Here is a 19069-nt window from a genome sequence, read left to right on the forward strand (position 1 = left end):
ACGCTCGCCGTTGCCGGCTTCGACGTGGCGGTCGAGGCAGTTGTACGACGCGTTGAGTTCGCCGTCGTCGAACCATTTGTAGAACGGCGCGTCGCTCTCGTCGAGCACCTTCGTGAACGGCTTGTGCCAGCTGAGGCCCTCGCGCGCGAGACGCGCCCAGAAGCCTTCGTAATCCTGCTCGGCCTCGGCGGCCAGCGCGCGGTAGGCCGGCATGCCGGAGATGTTGGCCGCCTTCTCGAGCGCCGCGGGCGGCGCAAACTGACGGGTTTCGTGAAGAACCGATTCAATCGCAGACATCGACAACCCCTTGGTGAACATGAATCCTCTGCATGGCGGCGCGATCATGCGCGCCGCGCGTCTTGGCCGGCGCATGTGCGCCGCTGTCTCCCACCCACCCGCGCGCGGCCCGGAGGCTACGCACGATGCTGCGCCGCACCACGTCATGCGACGTGGACGTACGGCCCGGCGATATCCACGATAAGCGCTCGAACTTACCCGTCACTTACGCGGCATCACCGTTTCGCACGCCAGCGCCGCCGTGCGGTCGGCTGCATGACAGCCGGCTTTACGCTGTTACAAACGCGACCCTACAATCCTAACTGAACTCGCCCCCCGGACTCCAGCTTGAATCGCTACGCCCTCTTCCTCATCCTGTCGATGCTGTTCGTCGGCAGCAACGTCGGTATCGGTAAATCCATCGTCGTCTTCGTCCCGGTCGCCATCCTTGCCACGCTGCGCTTCGTGATCGCGATCGCCGTGCTGTGGCCGCTGTTCAGCCCGGTGAAGATGCGCGCGGTCCGGCGTGCGGAATGGCTGAACCTGTTCCTGCAGGCATTCTTCGGCACCTTCATGTTTACGCTGCTGATGCTCAACGGCGTGCAGCGCACGAGCGCGGTCGCGGCCGGCGTGATCACGAGCACGATCCCGGCCATCGTCGCGCTGTTCGCGTGGCTGATCCTGCGGGAAAAACCGAACGGCCGTGCGCTCGTGTCGATCGCGCTCGCGATCGCCGGCGTCGTGACGATCAACCTCGCCAACGGCAGCGCAGGCAGCACGTCCGCGCACGGCGCCGGCACGTCGTCCGGCTCGCTGACCGGCAACCTCCTGATCCTCGGTGCCGTGTGCTGCGAATCGATCTACGTGATCCTGTCGCGCCGGCTCACGCAGACGCTCGCGCCGATCGACATCTGCGCGTACACGCACCTGTTCGGCCTGTGCCTGATGCTGCCGCTCGGCGCGACGGCGCTGTGGCATTTCGATTACGCGAGCGTGCCGGCCGGTACGTGGGCGCTCGTCGTCTGGTACGGGCTGTCGGCCAGCATCTTCTCGTTCTGGCTGTGGATGAAGGGCATCCGGCACGTGCCGGGCAGTCTCGCCGGCGTGTTCAGCGCGGTACTGCCGGTCGCCGCCGCCGCGTACGGCATCGCGTTCCTCGGTGAGCGCCCGACGCTCGCGCACGGCATCGCGCTCGCGTGCGTCGTGACCGGCATCGTGCTCGCGAGCCTGCGCGTGAAGCGCGTGCCGGCCGCCGCGTCCTGATCCGTCCCCGGCAGCGCCGGCGCGTCGCTGCAGTCGCGCCGGCCGACGCGTTACAATAGCGCGCCTTTTCAAGATTACCCCCGATACCTGCGCACAGCGCCCGTACCACCATCATGTCTGCCCCGCATTCGCCCGGCTCCACCCGTCGTCCCCTGCGCCCGCTGCCCGCGCTGATCTTCATGAGCCGCTGGCTCCAGGTTCCGCTTTATCTGGGCCTGATCGTCGCGCAGGCCGTCTATGTATTCCTGTTCCTGAAGGAAGTCTGGCACCTGCTGTCGCACGCGAGCTCCCTCGACGAGATCAGCGTGATGCTCGCGGTGCTCGGCCTGATCGACGTCGTGATGATCTCGAACCTGCTGATCATGGTGATCGTCGGCGGCTACGAGACGTTCGTGTCGCGCCTCGGCATCGAGGGCCATCCCGACGAGCCCGAGTGGCTCGACCATGTGAACGCGGGCGTGCTGAAGGTCAAGCTGTCGATGGCGCTGATCAGCATTTCGTCGATCCACCTGCTGAAGACCTTCATCAACCCCGATCAGCACACGACGCACGCGATCATGTGGCAGGTGCTCATCCACGTGTCGTTCCTCGTGTCGGCGCTCGTGATGGCGTGGGTCGACCGCCTGACGACCCACACGCACCCGGCCCATTTCCACGAGACGCATGCGCCGGCGCCGGCCGCGTCCCGCAAATCGGTCGAACCTGCCGTCCACGCATAAACGTATTCCCCACAGTCCCCACAGAGTCTCAGCCATGACCGTCATCAAACAGGAAGACCTGATCCAGAGCATCGCGGATTCGCTGCAGTACATCAGCTACTACCACCCGCTCGACTACATCCAGGCCCTCGGCCGCGCGTACGAGCTGGAAGAGAGCCCGGCCGCGAAGGACGCGATCGCGCAGATCCTCACGAACAGCCGCATGTGCGCGGAAGGCAAGCGTCCGATCTGCCAGGACACCGGCATCGTCACGATCTTCGTGAAGGTCGGCATGGACGTGCGCTGGGACGGCGCGACGATGGGCCTCACCGACATGATCAACGAAGGCGTGCGCCGCGGTTACACGCACCCGGACAACGTGCTGCGCGCGTCGATCGTCAATCCGCCGGAAGGCGCCCGCAAGAACACGAAGGACAACACGCCGGCCGTGATCCACTATGAGATCGTGCCGGGCGACAAGGTCGACGTTCAGGTCGCGGCGAAGGGCGGCGGCTCGGAGAACAAGTCGAAGTTCGTGATGCTGAACCCGTCCGATTCGATCGTCGACTGGGTGCTGAAGACGGTCCCGACGATGGGCGCGGGCTGGTGTCCGCCGGGCATGCTCGGGATCGGCATCGGCGGCACCGCCGAGAAGGCGATGCTGATGGCGAAGGAATCGCTGATGGAGCCGATCGACATCCAGGAAATCATCGCGCGCGGCCCGAAGGACTGGGTCGAGGAGCTGCGCGTCGAACTGCACGAGAAGGTCAACGCGCTCGGCATCGGCGCGCAGGGCCTCGGCGGCCTCGCGACCGTGCTCGACGTGAAGATCATGGCGGCTCCGACGCACGCGGCATCGAAGCCGGTCGCGCTGATCCCGAACTGCGCGGCGACCCGCCACGCACACTTCGTGCTCGACGGTTCGGGCCCGGCCAAGCTTGAAGCACCGTCGCTCGACGCCTGGCCGAAGGTCCAGTGGGAACCGAACACGGAAACCAGCAAGCGCGTCGACCTGAACACGCTGACGCCGGAAGAAGTGGCGAGCTGGACGCCGGGCCAGACGCTGCTGCTGTCGGGCAAGATGCTCACGGGCCGCGACGCCGCGCACAAGCGCATCGCCGACATGCTGGCGAAGGGCGAGAAGCTGCCGGTCGACTTCACGAACCGCGTGATCTACTACGTCGGCCCGGTCGATCCGGTGCGTGACGAAGTGGTCGGCCCGGCAGGCCCGACGACGGCCACGCGGATGGACAAGTTCACCGAGACGATGCTCGCCCAGACGGGCCTGATCTCGATGGTCGGCAAGGCCGAACGCGGCCCGGTCGCGATCGACGCGATCAAGAAGCACAAGGCGGCCTACCTGATGGCGGTCGGCGGCGCCGCTTACCTCGTGTCGAAGGCGATCCGCGGCGCGAAGGTGCTCGCGTTCGAAGACCTCGGCATGGAAGCGATCTACGAATTCGACGTGCAGGACATGCCGGTGACGGTGGCCGTCGACTCGTCGGGCACGTCGGTGCACCAGACCGGTCCGAAGGAGTGGCAGGCGAAGATCGGCAAGATCCCGGTCGCAACCGCTTAAGCGCACTCGCACGAAAGGCCGGACGACGATCCGGCCTTTTTACTTCTCATTCTCATTATTGTGCGCGGCCGGTGCTTCGACGCTGATTCTCATTCCCGGCAAAAGGCAGGCCCGGCAAGGCTCCGAGGCTTGGCATTTCCCGTTCGAGCGATTATCGTTCGGTTTCTGAAGCCCCACTGAACAAGGAACAGCCATGCAAGGCGACAAGAAAGTCATCGAATACCTGAACGCCCAACTGAAGAACGAACTCACGGCGATCAACCAATACTTCCTGCATGCGCGCATGTACAAGCACTGGGGCCTCGACAAGCTCGGCAAGCACGAATACGACGAATCGATCGGCGAAATGAAGCACGCCGACTGGCTGATCGAGCGCGTGTTCATGCTCGACGGCCTGCCGAACCTGCAGGATCTGCACAAGCTGCTGGTCGGCGAGGAAACCGAAGAGATCCTGAAGTGCGACCTGAAGCTCGAGCAGATCTCGCAGTCGACGTGCAAGGAAGCGATCGCTTACTGCGAATCGGTGCGTGACTACGTGTCGCGCGAGATCTTCGAAAAGATCCTCGACGACACCGAAGAGCACATCGACTGGCTGGAAACGCAGATCGACCTGATCGGCAAGGTCGGCCTGCAGAACTACCAGCAGACGATGATGGGTTCGCCCGAGTAATCGTCCCCCCTCGATCGCCACCTCGCCTTCCGCATGACGATGACGAACCACCCCGCCGCCCCCGTCGGCATCTTCGATTCCGGGCTCGGCGGCCTGTCGGTGCTGCGCGCCGTGCGCGCGCACCTGCCCGGCGAGTCGTTCGTCTACGTCGCCGATTCGCACCATGCGCCGTACGGTCCGCGCGACGAGGCGTTCATTACGGAGCGTACGCTGGCCATCGGCGAGTGGCTCGCCCGCGAAGGGGCGAAAGCGCTCGTGATCGCCTGCAACACGGCAACGGCGCGGGCGATCGCGGCCATCCGCGAACGCCTCGCGATACCGCTCGTCGGTGTCGAGCCGGGCATCAAACCGGCCGCGGCACTCTCGTCGACCGGCATCGCGGGCGTGCTCGCCACGCAATCGACGCTGAACAGCCCGCGCTTCCAGGCGCTGCTCGACCGTTACGGCGCGGGCCGCCGCTTCATCTGCCAGCCCGGCCACGGGCTCGTCGAAGCGATCGAACGCGGCGACACGAACTCGCCCGCGTTGCGTGCGTTGCTCGAGCGTTACCTGCAGCCGATGCTCGACGACGGCGCCGATACGCTGGTGCTCGGCTGCACGCACTACCCGTTCTTCACGGAAACGATTCGTGACCTTGTCGGCGACCGCCTGACGATCGTCGACACGAGCGACGCGATCGCCCGCCAGCTCACGCGCGTGCTCGACGAACGCGGCCTGCGCGCGCCGGCCGGCACGCGTGCCGCGCCGCCGCGCTTCTGCTCGACGAGCGACGGCCTGCAACTGCGCGCGCTCGCGTCGTCGCTGCTCGGCCTCGACGTTCCGGTCGAATCCGTCACCATTTCCTCGCCGAACGCGCGCGCCTGCGCGACCGCCTGAAGCGGGCCGGCATACCGCCGGTTCGCCCTCTCCCGCCGCGGCTGCGCCGCATCCTCCATTTCAAGGGTCCGATGACCTTAAAAAAAGCCGAACCCAGGCTTGTCAACGCCCGCAAATTTAATGATAATAATTCGCATTAACGTTAGCTATCGCAACTCATCATGATCGTCTGCGTGTGCAAGTCTGTTTCCGATCGCAAGATTCGCGCGTCCCTCGCCGAGGGCGTGAGTTCCTTCGATGAACTCCAGTTCGAGCTCGGCGTGGCCACGTGCTGCGGCAAGTGCGAGGAGTCCGTACGCGACCTCATGGCCGAGCAAGGCGTCTGCGCGAGCCGGTGCGGCGTCGAGCACCACGCTCACCCGATCCCGGTCACGTTCTACGACCGCAAGGCCGCCTGAGCGGCGCCGAGCGTACGCACGCGGCTGCGGCCGCATTTGATGTCCGACCGTCAGCAAGCCATCTTCCGCGCGAGCCAGCGGCTTACCTGCCAAGGAGCCTGTCATGGAATTGCTGATCGGATTTGTGACCACCGTGTGCATCTCGCTGCTGATCTTCCGCAAGTAACACCGATTCACCCGCCGCGCCCCGGGTGCGACGTCGTCCTTTCAAGCTAACATGCAGGCTTCGCAATCCGCTCCTGCCGGCGCCCTGCCGGCTGCCCCACGTATGAATCCCCGGGTCATCACCGTCGCGGTCGGTGTGCTTGCCGCACACGCGATCATGCTGGCGGCCGCCTGGCTCCATCGCAACGCGCCGCCGCCGAAAGAGATCGAGGTCCAGTCGATCACCGCGCAACTCATCCCGCCTGCGCCTGCCGCTCAACCGGTCGCGGTCCAATCGGCCGCGCAGCCCGCGCCGCCGAAGCCCGTGCCGCGCGAGAAGCCCAAGGTCGAGCCGAAGCCCGTGCAGAAGGCGGTCAAGCCGACGCCTCAGCCGGTCGCGCAATCCCCGTCGCCGACGCCCGCGCCGGCGGCTGCCGATCCGACACCCGCTCCCGCCGCGCCTGCTCCTGCCGCGCCGGCCGCCGCACCCGGCCCGGCTCGCGAGACGATGCAGGTCAGCGCGCCGAAGAACGTATCGGCACTCAGCTGCAATTTCGTGAAGCCCACCTATCCGTCGATGTCGCGCCGCCGCGGCGAAACGGGCACGGCTTATGTTCACTTCATCATCGGCGTGACGGGCAAGATCGAAAGCGTCCAGTTGCAGAAGAGCAGCGGCTACCCGCGTCTCGACGAAGCCGCGCTCGATGCGACGCGCGCCAGCACCTGTCCGCCGTACATCGAGAACGGGCAAGCGATTCGCGCCGCCCATACGCTGCCCTTCAACTTCACGCTCGACGATTAACCCGCCTCATTCGGAAGATTCAAAGGAAACAAAAATGCAAAGCTACGGTATCGCGCACGTCTGGGCGCAAGGTGATTTCGTCACGCGCGCCATCGCGATCACGCTGCTCGTGATGTCGGTCCTGTCGTGGATCGTGATCATCGTCAAGGGCTGGAACGTGGTTCGCCTGAACCGTCTCACGAAGAATGCCGAGCAGGCGTTCTGGCATTCGGACGATTTCGACGACGGCATCAAGAAGCTCGGCCTCGCCGCATCGACGCCGAGCGACAACCCGTTCCTCGCGCTCGCGCTGTCGGGCAAGGAAGCCGCCGATCACCACCATCAGACGCAACCGCACCTGCACGACCGCATGGACGTGTCGGACTGGGTCACGCGCTGCCTGAAGGACACGATGGACGAAGGCATCTCGCGCATGCAGGCCGGTCTCGCGATTCTCGCGTCGATCGGCAGCACGGCGCCGTTCGTCGGCCTGTTCGGCACGGTCTGGGGCATCTACCACGCGCTGCTGGCGATCGGCGCAACCGGCCAGACGTCGATCGACCAGGTTGCGGGCCCGGTCGGCGAATCGCTGATCATGACGGCCTTCGGCCTGTTCGTCGCGATTCCCGCGGTGCTCGGCTACAACGCACTGACCCGCGCGAACAAGGGTGTCGTCAGCAAGCTGCGCCGCTTCGCGCACGGTCTGCACGCGTACTTCGTGACGGGTGCGCGCCTCGCATCGTCGTCGCCCCGCGACGGCCTGCGCCTTGCTTCGCGCGCCAGCTGAGACGGGGTGAACCATGGCAATGAACACCGGCTTCAGCGATGACGACGACGATGGCGTGATGAGCGAGATCAACATGACGCCGCTCGTCGACGTCATGCTCGTACTCCTGATCATTTTCCTCGTGACGATCCCGGCGATGCAGCATGCGGTGAAGATCGACCTGCCGCACGCGAGCAGCCAGCCCGTCGACGAAAAGCCGCAGACCGTCGACGTCGCGATCCAGGGCAACGGTACGATCCTGTGGAACGAACAGACGGTCACGCGCGAGCAACTGCAGGCGCACATCGCGGAAGCGGCACAGCATCAGCCGCAACCGGAGTTGCACCTGCGTGCCGATCGCAAGGTTGCCTATGAACGGGTGGCCGAAGTGATGTCCGATGCGCAGGCCGGCGGCTTGACGAAGCTCGGCTTCGTGACGGAGCCGACTGCGAAGGCGAAGTAACGCACGCGCGTTTCGCGCGTCGCCGAATGGCTGGGTCGTAGCGCTTCACCGGTTTCGCGTGGCTGGCCGCACCTGGCTGGCGACGCCTCGCCGGCCACACCTAGCCGGCCGCACCTAGCCGGCAGCGCCTAGCCGGCCGCACACAAAGTAAAAGGCCTTCATCGCCAGATGAAGGCCTTTTTTCATGCGCACGCGGGCGCCTTCGGGCGGCGGGCTCTTCGGCGGTATCGGTTGCGCCTCGAGCAACGCAAATGCGGCTACCGTGGTCTGCACGGACTGCGCGTTCTGCCCTATCTGGCTCGCAATATATGCGGCCACCTGATTCCGCTCAGAACTTCCTTCGCGAAATGGGATTTCAATATAGGCCTGCCCGCGGATGCATTCAAGGTCCCGGCGATTGAAACTTGCGATTGCAGGCGGCGCTTCAATGACAAAACAAATTTGCCACGACGCGCATCTTGCATTCAGGTGGCCGAAGCATCGGCCGCCGCCGCATCCTTCTTCGCGCGCTCGGGACAGCCCGGCTGCTTGTATTCGCCGTGGTCGAGCTTCTCGACCAGATAGTCGACGAACGCGCGCACCGCGGGCGGCATCCCCTGCCGCGACACGAACACCGCGTAGAGCTGCGGCACCGGCAGCGTCCAGCCCGGCATCACCGGCGACAACTGCCCCGCGCGCAATGCATTGCCGTACATCATCTCGGGCAGCGCCGCGATGCCGAGGCCGTCGAGCACGGCCTCGCGGATCGTCATCAGGTCGGCCGTCACGAGCCGCGGATCGTGCTCGTGCAAATGACGCGTGCCATCCGGTGCGATCAGGCTGAACACGTGCCGCCCGTCGACGCTCGGCGTATCGAGCGTCTCGAAATGGGCCAGATCGTCCGGCACGAGCGGCGGCGCATTCTGGTTCAGCAGGCTCGGCGCGCCGACCAGCATCTGCTCGGTCCGCCACAGCGGCCGCACGACGATGTTCGCGTTCTGCGGCGGCTCCGAGCGCACGCGCAACGCGACGTCGATCGAATCCTCGAACAGGTCGATCACGCGGTTGGTCACGCGGATGTGCACCTTCACCTCGGGATAGCGGTGCAGGAATTCGGGAAGGATGCGCGACAGCATCGTCTGCGACAGGGTAACGGGGACGCTCACGCGCACCGAGCCGCGCGGCGACGCGCGCAGCTGCTGCACGGCGTTCATCGCGGCCTGGGCCTCGGCGAGCATCGCCTGGCAATGCTGGTAGAACAGCTCCCCCGCCTCGGTCAGCGCGAGCTTGCGCGTCGAGCGCTGCAGCAGGCGCACGCCGAGCGCCGCCTCGAGTTCGGTCAGGCGCCGCGACAGGCGTGATTTCGAGATGCCCAGCACGCGTTCCGCCGCCGAGAAACCGCCGTGTTCGACGACCTGCGAAAAGTACATGAGGTCGTTCAGGTTGTGTGCATCGATGTTCATGTCATCGTTCCAATTTCAGAACAATCCATTGCGAACCGCCGCAAATCGGCCGGTAAAACGCCCAATATAATAGCGCTATGTTTCAAAAATGACGCTATTCCGATGTTATCGAGGGCTTATGCATGACGACCGCTCGCTCGCTTGACCGCACGTACCCCGCGCTTCGTACGACCGAAGGCGGCGGCTTCGTGGTTCACCGTCCGTTCCCGACCCGGCTGCTGATGGATTTCGATCCGTTCCTGCTGCTCGATGAAATGGGCCCTGTCGACTATGCCCCTGGCGAAGCCAAGGGCGCGCCCGACCATCCGCATCGCGGCTTCGAGACCGTCACCTACGTGCTCGACGGGCGTTTTCGTCATCGCGATTCGGCCGGCCATGCCGGCACGCTCGGGCCCGGCGACGTGCAGTGGATGACGGCCGGCGCGGGCGTCGTGCACAGCGAAATGCCGGATCCCGAGTTCGCTCGGGCCGGCGGACGTTCGCACGGCTTCCAGCTGTGGGTCAATCTGCCGCGCCGCGACAAGCTGATCGCACCGCGCTACCAGGAGATCCCGGCCGGCCGCATCCCGAGCGCGACGTCGCCGGACGGCCGCGCGCAAGTGCGCGTGATCGCCGGCGAAGCGTTCGGTGTGCGTGCGGCAATCGAGACGCGCACGCCGATCCTCTACCAGCATTTCACGCTGCAACCGGGCGCAACGGTCACGCAGCCGGTGCCGGCAGGGTATCGCGTGTTCGCCTACCCGCTCGACGGAGCCGGCCGCTACGGGCCCGACAGGCAGCCGGTCGACGCACGGAACATGGTCGTCTACGGTGACGATGGCGATGCGGTGACGTTCGAGGCCGGCGATACGCCGCTCGACCTGCTGCTGATCGGCGGCGTGCCGCTCAACGAGCCGATCGTCCGCTATGGCCCGTTCGTGATGAATACCGAGGAAGAGATCCGGCAGGCCGTCGTCGACTACCAGACCGGCCGCATGGGTCGCATCGAAGCATGACGTCCGCTCGGGGGCGCAGGTGCCGCGAAACCGCTCGTTTTGCGTCACAATGACTTCTTGAACCATGTGGCTGCCCGCCACCAGAAGGAACCCGCCCCCGTGAACTTCGAACATCTGATCCAGATCAACTCCGACGACCCGGCCGTGCCGTCCCTGACCCGCGACCAGCTCTGGGAAGGCCTCGTACTGCGCGCCGAACAGCCGCAGCTGTTCGTGATCGGCCTCGACAGCTGTGTCGTCCACGAACGGACGGACACGACGCTCGAACGCGAACTGCACTACGGGCATGCGACCGTGCGCGACCGCGTGACGTTCACCCCGAACCAGCAAGTGCGCTACGACATCCATGCGGCCGGCGGCGAAATCGGCGGCTCGCTGACGATGACGATCGAGGAGCGCGACGACCACGAGCTGTTCCTGCGCTTCGAATACCGCACGACGCTGACCGTCACGGACGACAGCGAGGAAGCGCGCCAGACGCACGGCATCGTCAAGGAAGCGTATCGCACGTCGGACATCGACACCGTGCGCCTGATTCGCGAATACGCTCAGGGGCGCAAGGACCCCGACCCGCTCCACTGACGTCGGCGGCGGCCTGCGGGCCGCCCATTCGACTCAGGCTATCGAATTCGTCATATCGATCGATAAAGAGTTTTTGTAAATGGGAATAGTTATCATTTAGAATTCATTCCATCGTATCGACAGTCACCGATCAACCGAATGACCGACACCACGCGCCCGACCACGCTGAGCTTGCGCCGCCCGACCGGCACCGCAAGCGCCAACCGTCAGAAGACGGCGGCGGTCACGACGCCGGCGAAACCCGCCGCTAGTAGCCGCGATGCCGGCACCCGGACTCTCAGCAGCGATGCGCTGCTGCAAGGCCACAGCCACATCAGCATCGCGCACAACGGAGAGACATATCAGTTGCGTGCCACGCGACTCGGCAAACTGATCCTGACGAAGTAACGACAGAGTATTGTGGGGACCACCTCCCTGAGAGGTGTTGGGCAGTAGCCAGCGTAACGGCTTGCACGCGAGATCTAGACCCCTTCGTGCAAACACACTCAAGCAGCCGTTGCAGCAAGCCAAGCCACTTTTTTTGGTTCTCGCACAAGGAAGAAAAAAGCGACACGTCGAAGGACGTGTCGCTTTTTCGTTTGGGCGTCCGGATGCAAGGGAAAAAGCATCGCGGTTGTCTGCGCTGCGGCTTCGACGCGTTCCGGAGCCACGCAGCGGGACCACCCTCTCCGGTTGCGCCGGAACCCGGCCGCAAGGCCTTCAATCCCGCATCAGAAACCCCAGAACATCAGCCACCATGCGCTGTCGACCACGGCCAGGCCTGCGGCGAACCACGCGAATGCAGCCAGCCGGCGCGGCCATGCCGCATAGCGCCCGGTCACTTTCCATGCGAGCCAGGCACTCCACGCATTCGCGCCGACCAGAATCGCGATGCGCACGTCGGCTGCCCAGCCGAGCGGCACGTGCTCGGCCCGCAGCAGCGACAGCGTCGTCGCAGACAGCCCGAGGAACACGCCGGCTCCTGCGATCGGGATCAGCGCCTGCGCGAGGTGATGAAGACGCGTGCGATCGAAGCGTCCGAGCATCAGCGTCGCGCCAGCCAGCAGCACGAGCAGCGCGGTGCCGTACACGAGCCCCGTGCCGACGATGTAGCTGACGATCAGCCCGCCGTCGAGCCACGAGAACACGTCGTTGCGATCCGGATAGTGCGTGAGCAGGAACCACGGTGCATTGGTCTCGAGCGGCCACGTGATGTCGTGATCGATCAGCCAGCCCGCGAGCCATTGCTTGATCTGCACGAACCACGGGCTCACGGTCCAGTGGAACGCACCGATCGCGACGCCGAGCAGGCCGTACAGGATCAGCGCCGTGTCCCACGGGCTCGCCTGCTGCGCGCCGAGGTTCACGACCTCGTCGGACGGCGAGCGCCACGACAGCTCAATAGAGTCGCGGTGCCCGCTGCAGCGGCCGCACATGTGGCAGGCGGCGGCGCCCTTCATGTTGCGCAACGGCACGAGCGGCGCGCAATTGATCGGAATCACGCGATGCCCGTGCTCGCCGTTCTTGTACGAGCGGCGCCACGCACCCTCGTCGACCTTGTAGCGCATCGGCGCGAGCCGCGCGAGCAGCCCGAACACGCCATTGACCGGGCACAGATACTTGCACCACACGCGCTTCTCGCGGCCGTACAGCACGCCGATCACGATCGCGCCGACGGTCGAGCCGCCGAGTACGAACAGCACCGCGAGCGGGTACTGGTACACGCTTACCATCTGCCCGTAGATCGTCGTGAGCCCGAACGCGACGAACGGCCAGCCGCCCCACCGCATCCAGCGCGGAATCGCGCCGCCGCGGCCGAACTTGCTCGCATATTCGGTCAGCGCGCCTTCCGGACACAGCACGCCGCACCAGACGCGGCCGAGCATCACCATCGACAGCAGCACGAACGGCCACCAGATGCCCCAGAACACGAACTGCGCGATCAGCGTGAGATTGTTCCAGAGGTGCGCGGAATCGTCCGGCAGCGGCAACACCGCCGGCACGATGATCAGGAATGCGTAGACGCCGACGACGACCCACTGGATGCCGCGGATCACCGCGCCGTGGCGCTGCATCCACTGGCCGGCCTGCGCGAGCCAGCCCGGCTTGGCTGCTGCGACGACACTCATGCCGCGCGGCCTGCAGGAACGGCCGGACGACGGCTCGCGCGCTTCATCAGCAGCCAGACCACCGCCCAGTACACCGCATAGGCGACCAGGTTGGTCAGCGCCGGATGCGCACGATAGCCGGTCAGCGTCGCGACGAGCGAACCGAACGTGCCGGAATCATCGAGGATCCCCGACGTGTCCCACACCTGCGAAATGCCGAGCGGCAGGATTTCCTTGTCGATCAGCTTGTCGACGCCGGTCTGGAACAAGCCCGCGCCGAGGAACAGCAGCATCACTTCGGTGACACGGAAGAAATGCCGCCACGAGAAGTACTTGCCGCCGAGCTGCAGCAGATAGAACGTGAGGAGCGCGAGGCCGAGGCCGATCACGACCGCGAGCATCTGGCCGCCGTCCACGTGCCCCGACTGGCCGAACCCGAGGCCGTACAGGAAGATCACCGTCTCGCTGCCTTCGCGTGCGATCGCGAGCGCGACCAGCACGGCGACGCCCCACCAGTTCGAATCGCGCGTGCTCTGCTGCAGCGACTGCTCCATGTCGCGCTTCAGCGTGCGGCCGTGCCGGCGCATCCACAGCACCATCTGCACGATCAGCACGCACGCGATCAGCACCATCGCGGTCTGGAAATAGTCCTGCGCGTCGCCGGACAGCACTTCGGTAAAGCCGACGAGCGCGGCGCCGAGACCGACGGCCATCAGCAGGCCGACTGCCACGCCCGTCCAGAGAAAGGGCAGGCCGCGGCGCGCGTCGTCGTCGCCGTTCTTCAGCCATGCATAGAGGATGCCGACGACGAGCAGCGCTTCGACGCTCTCCCGCCAGACGATGAACAAGATCTGACCCATTGAATCCTCCTGACGTGCGGGGCAAGGCACGCGTACGCCCGCACGCAGATAAAACGCATTACTTCGCGACGATCACGCCCTGTGCCTGCTGGTGGAAATCGTCGAAAAACTTGTATTCGCCCGGCGACAGCGGGGCGACGACCACGAACGAATCGGCGCCCGGCGCAAGCACCTTTTCCTTGCGCAGCTGCACGCTCTCGAATTCGGCGGCGCCCTTGCCGGTATTCCGGATCTCGATCTTGAAGCGCTGCCCGGCCGGCACTTCGATACGGGCGGGATTCAGCTTGCCGTCCGTCATCTCGAGCTTGAACGTCGGCAGATCGGCGGCATGCGCCGCGCCGGCGAGCCACAGCGCGGCGGCTGCGGCGACGATTTTCTGGGGAAATTTCATTCTGGGTTCTCTACGCCGACGGCGCGCCGAAGCGCGCCGTCCGTGATGCCACCGATCAGTACCCGCCCTTCTTGCCGATGCCGGCGAACGGGAAGTCGTATTCGAGGGTGATGGGCTTGAACCACGCGCCCACGCCCGTTTCCTTGTCGACGTGACGGCCGAACGCCATGTGGCCCGATTGCATCGGCGGCTTGACGGTCATCGTCAGGTGGTACTTGCCCGGGCCGGCCAGCTTCACGTTGTCGCCATAGTGCGGGCCGTCGCTCGCGACCATGCCCATCAGGTCGCCTTCAGCCTTCCACTTCGTGTCGCCCTGCTTCGTCAGCTTGTACGTGACCTGCAGGTACGGCATCCAGTCGCCTTCCGCGAAACCCGTCGGGTTGTTCTTGACCGCGTGGATGTCGGCCTCGAGGTGGATGTCGGAATCCGACGCCTTGCGCATCATCCCTTCCGGATCCATCGTGATCGGCTGCAGGTACACCGCGCCGATTTCCATGCCGCCCTGGATCTGCTGCTTGCCGATCGGATATTCGGCTGCCGTTGCCGACATCGCGGCAAGCGCCGCCGCTACCGCAACCGACGTGCGGATGAACGAAGAACCCAACATGGACACTCCTTGTTATTTGTCTGGTGACTTGCGCGCCGCCGGTCAGGTCCGCGCGCTGGAAACACTAACGCAACGAATAACGTTAATGCGAACTATTCTCAATACTTGCGAAGTTTAGCACCGAACCGGCTCCGGAACAAACGAGACACCGCGTAAACCCCTGATCCGACAAGGCTTACAACGGTGTTACCAGAAGGTTTCAGTGACGTTTGGAAAGATTTACCGGCCGCCGTTGACGTGGTCGCCCACGTTCGCGCCGAACACGCGTTCACGCAGCAACGCAAGCTGGTCGCGCGTCGCCGCGGCCTTTTCGAACTCGAGGTTCTTCGCATAGTCGGCCATCTGCTTTTCGAGACGCTTGATCTCTTTCGAGATCTGCTTTTCCGACATGTCCTCGAACTTCGCGCGTTGCTGCGCTTCCTTCAGCTCGGCGCGCGCTTCGTCGGCGTTGTAGACGCCGTCGATGATGTCCTTGATGCGCTTCACGACGCCGCGCGGCGTGATGCCCATCTTCTCGTTGTGCGCGATCTGCTTCGCGCGGCGCCGCTCGGTCTCGCCGATCGCGCGCTTCATCGACTCGGTCATGTTGTCGGCATAGAGGATCGCCTTGCCGTTCACGTTGCGCGCCGCGCGGCCGATCGTCTGGATCAGCGAGCGTTCGGCGCGCAGGAAGCCTTCCTTGTCCGCATCGAGAATCGCGACCAGCGACACTTCCGGAATGTCGAGGCCCTCGCGCAGCAGGTTGATCCCGACCAGCACGTCGAACGTGCCGAGCCGCAGGTCGCGGATGATCTCGACCCGCTCCACCGTGTCGATGTCGCTGTGCAGGTAGCGCACCTTGACGCCGTGGTCGGCCAGGAACTCGGTGAGCTGCTCGGCCATCCGCTTCGTGAGCACGGTGATCAGCACGCGCTCGCCGGCGTTCACGCGCGCGTTGATCTCGGTCAGCACGTCGTCGACCTGCGAGCTTGCCGGGCGCACTTCGATTTCCGGATCGACGAGCCCGGTCGGCCGCACCACCTGCTCGGCCACCTGCCCCGTCACGCGCTGCTCGTAGTCGGCCGGCGTCGCCGACACGAACACCACCTGGCGCATCTTGCGCTCGAACTCGGGGAACTTCAGCGGCCGGTTGTCCAGCGCCGACGGCAACCGGAAACCGTAGTTCACGAGGTTTTCCTTACGCGCGCGGTCGCCGTTGTACATGCCGTTCAGCTGGCCGATCAGCACGTGCGATTCGTCGAGCAGCATCAGCGCATCGGGCGGCAGGTAGTCGACGAGCGTCGGCGGCGGCTCGCCGGGCGCGGCGCCCGAGAAGTGCCGCGAGTAGTTCTCGATGCCCTTGCAGAAGCCGAGTTCCTGCAGCATCTCGAGGTCGAAGCGCGTGCGCTGCTCGAGACGCTGCGCCTCGACGAGCTTGCCGTCGCGGTGGAAGAACTCGAGGCGCTCGCGCAATTCGTCCTTGATCGTCTCGACCGCCCGCATCACGGTGTCGCGCGGCGTCACGTAGTGCGACGACGGATACACGGTGAAGCGCGGGATCTTCTGCCGCACGCGCCCGGTCAGCGGGTCGAACAGCTGCAGCGTCTCGACCTCGTCGTCGAACAGCTCGACGCGCACGGCCAGCTCCGCATGCTCGGCCGGGAAGATGTCGATCGTGTCGCCGCGCACACGGAACGTGCCGCGCTGGAAGTCCTGTTCGTTGCGCGAATACTGCATCGCGATCAGCCGCGCGATCACGTCGCGCTGGCCGAGCTTGTCGCCGGTGCGCAGCGTCAGGATCATCTGGTGGTATTCGGACGGATTGCCGATACCGTAGATCGCCGACACCGTCGCGACGATCACCACGTCGCGGCGCTCCATCAGGCTCTTCGTCGCCGACAGCCGCATCTGCTCGATGTGCTCGTTGATCGACGAATCCTTCTCGATGAACAGGTCGCGCTGCGGCACGTACGCTTCCGGCTGGTAATAGTCGTAGTACGACACGAAGTACTCGACCGCGTTGCGCGGGAAGAACTCGCGGAACTCCGCGTAGAGCTGCGCCGCAAGCGTCTTGTTCGGCGCGAACACGATGGCCGGGCGGCCGAGCCGCGCGATCGTGTTGGCCATCGTGAAGGTCTTGCCAGAACCCGTCACGCCGAGCAGCGTCTGGAATGCGAGGCCGTCGCCGACACCTTCGACGAGCGTTTCGATCGCGGTCGGCTGGTCGCCTGCGGGCGGGTATGGCTGGTACAACTGGAACGGCGACCCTTCGAAGGTCACGAATTTCGATTCGTCGAGCGCGTCGCCGACTTCGGCGTGATGTTCGGACATGGAGTGCGGCCGGAGCGAGGGCAAAAAAACTATTCTAGCGCTTCGCGGCGTTGCGGACCGCTGACGGCTCCTGACGCGCGGCAGCGGTCCGAAATCGCAATTCGGCGCGCAATCGCCGCCTCCGGCAGCGTGAATTCGCTACAATGTCAGGCTGCTGCGCTTTCCGGCGCCGTGCCCGTTGGCGCGCGGTCCGCTGCGCCCGCCCCGCCGGCTGAAAGCCTGACCCTCTTTTCACTACTGCCGAATCATCATGTCGCTCTTCTCCGCTGTCCAGCTTGCTCCCCGCGACCCGATCCTGGGCCTGAACGAAGCCTTCAACGCCGATACGCGTCCGACCAAGGTCAACCTCGGCGTCGGTGTGTACACGAACGAAGAAGGCAAGATTCCGCTGCTGCGCGCCGTTCGCGAAGCGGAAAAGGCGCGTGTCGATGCCGGCCTGCCGCGCGGCTACCTGCCGATCGACGGGATCGCCGCGTACGACGCAGCGGTGCAGAAGCTGCTGCTCGGCAACGATTCGCCGCTGATCGCCGCGGGCCGTGTGGTCACGGCGCAGGCACTGGGCGGCACGGGCGCACTGAAGATCGGCGCCGATTTCCTGCGCACCGTGAACCCGAACGTGAAGGTGGCGATCAGCGACCCGAGCTGGGAAAACCACCGCGCGCTGTTCGAAGCGGCCGGCTTCGAAGTCGTCGCGTACCCGTACTACGACGCAGCAACCAACGGCGTGAACTTCGAAGGCATGCTGTCGGCGCTGAACAGCTATGCAGCCGGCACGATCGTCGTGCTGCACGCGTGCTGCCACAACCCGACCGGCGTGGATCTGACCGAAGCGCAATGGCAGCAGGTGGTCGACGTCGTCAAGGCACGCAACCTCGTGCCGTTCCTCGACATCGCTTACCAGGGCTTCGGCGAGAACATCGAGGCCGATGCCGCCGCGGTGCGTCTGTTTGCCGCGGCCGACCTGAACGCGTTCGTGTCGTCGTCGTTCTCGAAGTCGTTCTCGCTGTACGGCGAGCGCGTCGGCGCGCTGTCGATCATCACGTCGAGCAAGGAAGAAGCGACGCGCGTGCTGTCGCAACTGAAGCGCGTGATCCGCACGAACTACTCGAACCCGCCGACCCATGGCGGCGCCGTCGTCGCGGCCGTGCTCGCGTCGCCGGAACTGCATGCTGCGTGGGTGCAGGAACTCGGCGAAATGCGCGACCGCATCCGCGCGATGCGCAACGGTCTCGTCGAGCGCCTGAAGGCGAGCGGCGTCGATCGCGACTTCAGCTTCATCAACGCGCAGCGCGGGATGTTCTCGTATTCGGGCCTGACCTCGGCGCAAGTCGATCGCCTGCGCGAAGAGTTCGGCATCTACGCAGTCGGCACCGGCCGGATCTGCGTTGCTGCACTGAACACGCGCAATCTCGACGCGGTCGCCACCGCAGTCGCTGCGGTCCTGAAGTAAGCCGGTGCCAGCGGGTGGCAACCCGCTCTGCCGAAACAAAAAACGCGCTCCCCGGAGCGCGTTTTTTTATGCCGTTCTACTGTCAGCGAATGCTCGCTGCAGCACAAGCGGCGCGCAGCGCGGCCGCCCGTGCCGGAGCCCGTTACTGCATGAACCAGCCGTGGCTGACGACGAACGACTGGCCCGTGAGCGCAGCGCTCGGGAATGCCGACAGGAACAGCACCGTCTGCGCGACGTCCTGCACCGTCGTGAACACGCCGTCGACCGTGTTGCCGAGCATCACCTTCTTCACCACTTCCTCTTCGCTGATCCCGAGCTCCTTCGCCTGCTCCGGAATCTGCTTGTCGACCAGCGGCGTACGCACGAAGCCCGGACATACGACGTGCGAGCGCACGTTGTGCTTCGCGCCTTCCTTCGCCAGCACGCGCGCG

General features: G+C 65.2%; 21 protein-coding genes. 13 read left to right on the forward strand and 8 right to left on the reverse strand.

Annotated features, from left to right (window positions below):
* Positions 1 to 297 (reverse strand): acetyl-coenzyme A synthetase N-terminal domain-containing protein (locus U5A56_RS35935; protein WP_321927231.1); only part of this gene is annotated, 297 nt, incomplete at its 3' end.
* A gap of 327 nt (positions 298 to 624) precedes the next feature.
* On the opposite strand from U5A56_RS35935, the gene U5A56_RS35940 reads away from it, so the two are divergent.
* From U5A56_RS35940 to U5A56_RS35980, 9 genes are all read left to right on the forward strand, one after another.
* Entirely contained in the window at positions 625 to 1539 is a 915-nt protein-coding gene (locus tag U5A56_RS35940; RefSeq protein ID WP_044849004.1) for a DMT family transporter, read from the forward strand.
* A 113-nt stretch (positions 1540 to 1652) separates the two neighbouring features.
* Positions 1653 to 2258, forward strand: coding sequence for a TIGR00645 family protein (locus U5A56_RS35945; protein WP_044849003.1), 606 nt, complete (start codon positions 1653 to 1655; stop codon positions 2256 to 2258).
* Between the two features lie 34 nt (positions 2259 to 2292).
* Positions 2293 to 3816, forward strand: coding sequence for a fumarate hydratase (locus U5A56_RS35950; RefSeq protein WP_006478316.1), 1524 nt, complete (start codon positions 2293 to 2295; stop codon positions 3814 to 3816).
* Positions 3817 to 4009: 193 nt separating this feature from the next.
* On the forward strand, positions 4010 to 4486 hold the full coding sequence (gene bfr / locus U5A56_RS35955) for a bacterioferritin (protein WP_006482753.1): 477 nt from the start codon (positions 4010 to 4012) through the stop codon (positions 4484 to 4486).
* A gap of 39 nt (positions 4487 to 4525) precedes the next feature.
* Positions 4526 to 5362: a glutamate racemase gene (gene murI / locus U5A56_RS35960; RefSeq protein WP_321927233.1), complete on the forward strand. Its 837-nt coding sequence runs from the start codon at positions 4526 to 4528 to the stop codon at positions 5360 to 5362.
* A 161-nt stretch (positions 5363 to 5523) separates the two neighbouring features.
* Positions 5524 to 5760: a bacterioferritin-associated ferredoxin gene (locus U5A56_RS35965; RefSeq protein ID WP_011885486.1), complete on the forward strand. Its 237-nt coding sequence runs from the start codon at positions 5524 to 5526 to the stop codon at positions 5758 to 5760.
* A 217-nt stretch (positions 5761 to 5977) separates the two neighbouring features.
* Entirely contained in the window at positions 5978 to 6706 is a 729-nt protein-coding gene (locus U5A56_RS35970) for an energy transducer TonB (RefSeq protein ID WP_321808701.1), read from the forward strand.
* 34 nt (positions 6707 to 6740) lie between these two features.
* Positions 6741 to 7472, forward strand: a complete 732-nt coding sequence (locus tag U5A56_RS35975) for a MotA/TolQ/ExbB proton channel family protein (protein ID WP_044848999.1) — start codon at positions 6741 to 6743, stop codon at positions 7470 to 7472.
* A 13-nt stretch (positions 7473 to 7485) separates the two neighbouring features.
* Positions 7486 to 7914 (forward strand): ExbD/TolR family protein, encoded by a 429-nt coding sequence (locus U5A56_RS35980; protein WP_044848998.1) that lies wholly within the window; start codon positions 7486 to 7488, stop codon positions 7912 to 7914.
* Positions 7915 to 8378: 464 nt separating this feature from the next.
* On the opposite strand, the gene U5A56_RS35985 is transcribed toward U5A56_RS35980, so the two are convergent.
* Positions 8379 to 9356 (reverse strand): LysR family transcriptional regulator, encoded by a 978-nt coding sequence (locus tag U5A56_RS35985; protein WP_124489788.1) that lies wholly within the window; start codon positions 9354 to 9356, stop codon positions 8379 to 8381.
* A gap of 122 nt (positions 9357 to 9478) precedes the next feature.
* On the opposite strand from U5A56_RS35985, the gene U5A56_RS35990 reads away from it, so the two are divergent.
* The 3 genes from U5A56_RS35990 (at position 9479) to hemP (ending at position 11320) form a co-directional block, all read left to right on the forward strand.
* Positions 9479 to 10351, forward strand: coding sequence for a pirin family protein (locus tag U5A56_RS35990; RefSeq protein ID WP_321822562.1), 873 nt, complete (start codon positions 9479 to 9481; stop codon positions 10349 to 10351).
* A gap of 99 nt (positions 10352 to 10450) precedes the next feature.
* Positions 10451 to 10933 (forward strand): SRPBCC family protein, encoded by a 483-nt coding sequence (locus tag U5A56_RS35995; protein ID WP_044849005.1) that lies wholly within the window; start codon positions 10451 to 10453, stop codon positions 10931 to 10933.
* A 138-nt stretch (positions 10934 to 11071) separates the two neighbouring features.
* Complete coding sequence (gene hemP, locus U5A56_RS36000; protein ID WP_044848994.1) at positions 11072 to 11320, forward strand: hemin uptake protein HemP; 249 nt, start codon at positions 11072 to 11074, stop codon at positions 11318 to 11320.
* A 323-nt stretch (positions 11321 to 11643) separates the two neighbouring features.
* Here hemP and U5A56_RS36005 read toward each other — a convergent pair whose 3' ends face one another.
* From U5A56_RS36005 to uvrB, 5 genes are all read right to left on the reverse strand, one after another.
* Complete coding sequence (locus U5A56_RS36005) at positions 11644 to 13041, reverse strand: 4Fe-4S binding protein (protein WP_321927237.1); 1398 nt, start codon at positions 13039 to 13041, stop codon at positions 11644 to 11646.
* The gene (locus U5A56_RS36010) at positions 13038 to 13880 is read right to left on the reverse strand and encodes an FTR1 family iron permease (protein ID WP_321927239.1); all 843 of its coding nucleotides are present in this window, start codon (positions 13878 to 13880) and stop codon (positions 13038 to 13040) included. The genes U5A56_RS36005 and U5A56_RS36010 overlap by 4 nt, the downstream gene beginning before the upstream one ends.
* A gap of 58 nt (positions 13881 to 13938) precedes the next feature.
* A complete protein-coding gene (locus tag U5A56_RS36015) occupies positions 13939 to 14271 on the reverse strand; it encodes a cupredoxin domain-containing protein (protein ID WP_006760846.1) in 333 nt (110 codons plus the stop codon).
* 55 nt (positions 14272 to 14326) lie between these two features.
* Positions 14327 to 14878 carry an iron transporter gene (locus U5A56_RS36020; RefSeq protein WP_044848991.1) on the reverse strand — a complete coding sequence of 184 codons (552 nt, stop codon included), beginning with the start codon at positions 14876 to 14878 and terminating at the stop codon, positions 14327 to 14329.
* Between the two features lie 219 nt (positions 14879 to 15097).
* Positions 15098 to 17188 (reverse strand): excinuclease ABC subunit UvrB, encoded by a 2091-nt coding sequence (gene uvrB / locus U5A56_RS36025; RefSeq protein WP_044848990.1) that lies wholly within the window; start codon positions 17186 to 17188, stop codon positions 15098 to 15100.
* A gap of 250 nt (positions 17189 to 17438) precedes the next feature.
* On the opposite strand from uvrB, the gene U5A56_RS36030 reads away from it, so the two are divergent.
* A complete protein-coding gene (locus U5A56_RS36030) occupies positions 17439 to 18638 on the forward strand; it encodes an amino acid aminotransferase (protein WP_044848989.1) in 1200 nt (399 codons plus the stop codon).
* A gap of 142 nt (positions 18639 to 18780) precedes the next feature.
* Here the strand turns inward: U5A56_RS36030 and U5A56_RS36035 are convergent.
* A partial coding sequence (locus U5A56_RS36035; protein WP_321922651.1) for an SDR family oxidoreductase occupies positions 18781 to 19069 on the reverse strand: 289 nt, incomplete at its 5' end.

It is taken from the genome of Burkholderia sp. BCC1998, from assembly GCF_905339875.1.
Classification (GTDB): domain Bacteria; phylum Pseudomonadota; class Gammaproteobacteria; order Burkholderiales; family Burkholderiaceae; genus Burkholderia.

What these genes read in the sequence shown, in the direction of transcription:
- U5A56_RS35945 (WP_044849003.1), top strand. Translation starts at nt 1,653, where the DNA reads ATGTCTGCCCCGCATTCGCCCGGCTCCACCCGTCGTCCCCTGCGCCCG.
- U5A56_RS35950 (WP_006478316.1), top strand. Translation starts at nt 2,293, where the DNA reads ATGACCGTCATCAAACAGGAAGACCTGATCCAGAGCATCGCGGATTCG.
- bfr (WP_006482753.1), top strand. Translation starts at nt 4,010, where the DNA reads ATGCAAGGCGACAAGAAAGTCATCGAATACCTGAACGCCCAACTGAAG.
- murI (WP_321927233.1), top strand. Translation starts at nt 4,526, where the DNA reads ATGACGAACCACCCCGCCGCCCCCGTCGGCATCTTCGATTCCGGGCTC.
- U5A56_RS35965 (WP_011885486.1), top strand. Translation starts at nt 5,524, where the DNA reads ATGATCGTCTGCGTGTGCAAGTCTGTTTCCGATCGCAAGATTCGCGCG.
- U5A56_RS35970 (WP_321808701.1), top strand. Translation starts at nt 5,978, where the DNA reads ATGCAGGCTTCGCAATCCGCTCCTGCCGGCGCCCTGCCGGCTGCCCCA.
- U5A56_RS35975 (WP_044848999.1), top strand. Translation starts at nt 6,741, where the DNA reads ATGCAAAGCTACGGTATCGCGCACGTCTGGGCGCAAGGTGATTTCGTC.
- U5A56_RS35980 (WP_044848998.1), top strand. Translation starts at nt 7,486, where the DNA reads ATGGCAATGAACACCGGCTTCAGCGATGACGACGACGATGGCGTGATG.
- U5A56_RS35985 (WP_124489788.1), bottom strand. Translation starts at nt 9,356, where the DNA reads ATGAACATCGATGCACACAACCTGAACGACCTCATGTACTTTTCGCAG.
- U5A56_RS35990 (WP_321822562.1), top strand. Translation starts at nt 9,479, where the DNA reads ATGACGACCGCTCGCTCGCTTGACCGCACGTACCCCGCGCTTCGTACG.
- hemP (WP_044848994.1), top strand. Translation starts at nt 11,072, where the DNA reads ATGACCGACACCACGCGCCCGACCACGCTGAGCTTGCGCCGCCCGACC.
- U5A56_RS36005 (WP_321927237.1), bottom strand. Translation starts at nt 13,041, where the DNA reads ATGAGTGTCGTCGCAGCAGCCAAGCCGGGCTGGCTCGCGCAGGCCGGC.
- U5A56_RS36010 (WP_321927239.1), bottom strand. Translation starts at nt 13,880, where the DNA reads ATGGGTCAGATCTTGTTCATCGTCTGGCGGGAGAGCGTCGAAGCGCTG.
- U5A56_RS36015 (WP_006760846.1), bottom strand. Translation starts at nt 14,271, where the DNA reads ATGAAATTTCCCCAGAAAATCGTCGCCGCAGCCGCCGCGCTGTGGCTC.
- U5A56_RS36020 (WP_044848991.1), bottom strand. Translation starts at nt 14,878, where the DNA reads ATGTTGGGTTCTTCGTTCATCCGCACGTCGGTTGCGGTAGCGGCGGCG.
- uvrB (WP_044848990.1), bottom strand. Translation starts at nt 17,188, where the DNA reads ATGTCCGAACATCACGCCGAAGTCGGCGACGCGCTCGACGAATCGAAA.
- U5A56_RS36030 (WP_044848989.1), top strand. Translation starts at nt 17,439, where the DNA reads ATGTCGCTCTTCTCCGCTGTCCAGCTTGCTCCCCGCGACCCGATCCTG.